This window comes from Streptomyces alfalfae, assembly GCF_004127445.1.
Lineage (GTDB): Bacteria > Actinomycetota > Actinomycetes > Streptomycetales > Streptomycetaceae > Streptomyces > Streptomyces alfalfae.
In genome coordinates, this window is record NZ_QEXM01000005.1 from 1 (window position 1) to 1,197 (window position 1,197).

General features: G+C 69.0%; 1 protein-coding gene. It reads right to left on the reverse strand.

Annotation, left to right across the window (positions count from 1 at the left end):
• Positions 1-1,197, reverse strand: a 1,197-nt coding sequence (locus DCW30_RS01635; protein ID WP_164992594.1) for an acyl-CoA carboxylase subunit beta, incomplete at both ends; no start/stop codon positions are given.

Here is a 1,197-nt window from a genome sequence, read left to right on the forward strand (position 1 = left end):
CGGGTCGATGACGTCGTCCACCAGGCCGCGTTCGGCGGCGTAGTAGGGGTGCATCAGCTCGGCCTTGTACTCCTTGACCATGCGGGCGCGCATGGCTTCGGGGTCTTCCGCCGCGGCGATCTGGCGGCGGAAGATGACGTTGGCCGCGCCTTCCGCGCCCATGACGGCGATCTCGTTGGTGGGCCAGGCGTAGGTGAGGTCGGCGCCGATGGACTGGCTGTCCATGACGATGTACGCGCCGCCGTACGCCTTGCGCAGGATCAGGGAGATACGGGGGACCGTGGCGTTGCAGTAGGCGTAGAGGAGCTTCGCGCCGTGGCGGATGATGCCGCCGTGTTCCTGGTCGACGCCCGGCAGGAAGCCGGGGACGTCCAGGAGCGTCACGATCGGGATGTTGAACGCGTCGCACATCTGGACGAAGCGGGCCGCCTTCTCGGAGGCCTCGATGTCCAGGACGCCGGCCAGGGCCTGCGGCTGGTTCGCCACGATGCCGACGACCTTGCCGTCCAGCCGGGCCAGCGCGCAGATGATGTTCCGCGCCCAGCGCTCGTGGACCTCCAGGTAGTCACCGTCGTCGACGATCTCCTCGATCACCTGGTGCATGTCATACGGACGGTTGCCGTCCACCGGGACCAGGTCGAGCAGCGCCACGCCCGAGCGGTCCAGGGGGTCGTCGCAGTCGTGGGCCGGGGGGTTCTCGCGATTGTTGGACGGCAGCATGGAGAGGAGGTAGCGCACTTCTTCGAGGCAGGTCTCCTCGTCGTCGTACGCGAAGTGGGCGACCCCCGAGGTCTCGGCGTGGACGTCCGCGCCGCCGAGGCCGTTCTGCGTGATCTCCTCGCCCGTCACCGCGCGGACCACGTCCGGGCCCGTGATGAACATCTGCGACGTCTCGCGGACCATGAACACGAAGTCCGTCAGCGCCGGGCTGTACGCCGCGCCGCCCGCGCACGGGCCCAGCATCACGCTGATCTGCGGGATCACGCCGGACGCCTTGGTGTTGCGCTGGAAGATGCCGCCGTAGCCCGCCAGGGCCGTGACGCCTTCCTGGATGCGCGCGCCGGCGCCGTCGTTCAGCGAGACCAGCGGGGCGCCGGCCGCGATGGCCATGTCCATGATCTTGTGGATCTTCGTGGCGTGGGCCTCGCCCAGCGCCCCGCCGAAGATCCGGAAGTCGTGCGCGTAGACGAAGACCGT